1 protein-coding gene is annotated in these 235 nt (G+C 43.0%); it reads left to right on the top strand.

The window, feature by feature from the left end; genetic code table 11:
* Positions 1 to 235, top strand: a 235-nt coding sequence (locus ACRHOZ_RS21500; protein WP_431130442.1) for a 5'/3'-nucleotidase SurE, incomplete at both ends; no start/stop codon positions are given.

Raw genomic sequence — 235 nt, 5'->3', positions numbered from 1 at the left:
CGGTATCAATCACGGTTCCAATGCGTCCATCAATGTTATTTATTCGGCAATCATGAGTGCTGCCATTGAGGCAGGCATAGAATGTATTCGAGCCATTGGTTTTTCACTCTGCGTTTATTCTTGGGAAGCTAATTTTGAACACACCAGCAAGTCCGTCAAAAAAATTGAGACCGAGGCATTGGTTCATGGAATTCCCAAGGGTACCGTACTCAATGTGAATTTTCCTAAAACCGAC

This window comes from Flagellimonas flava (genome assembly GCF_050617915.1).
In the GTDB taxonomy this organism is placed as follows: domain Bacteria; phylum Bacteroidota; class Bacteroidia; order Flavobacteriales; family Flavobacteriaceae; genus Flagellimonas; species Flagellimonas flava_A.
The sequence above is the reverse complement of the archived record's forward strand: the minus strand, read 5'-3'. Positions and strand labels throughout refer to the sequence as shown.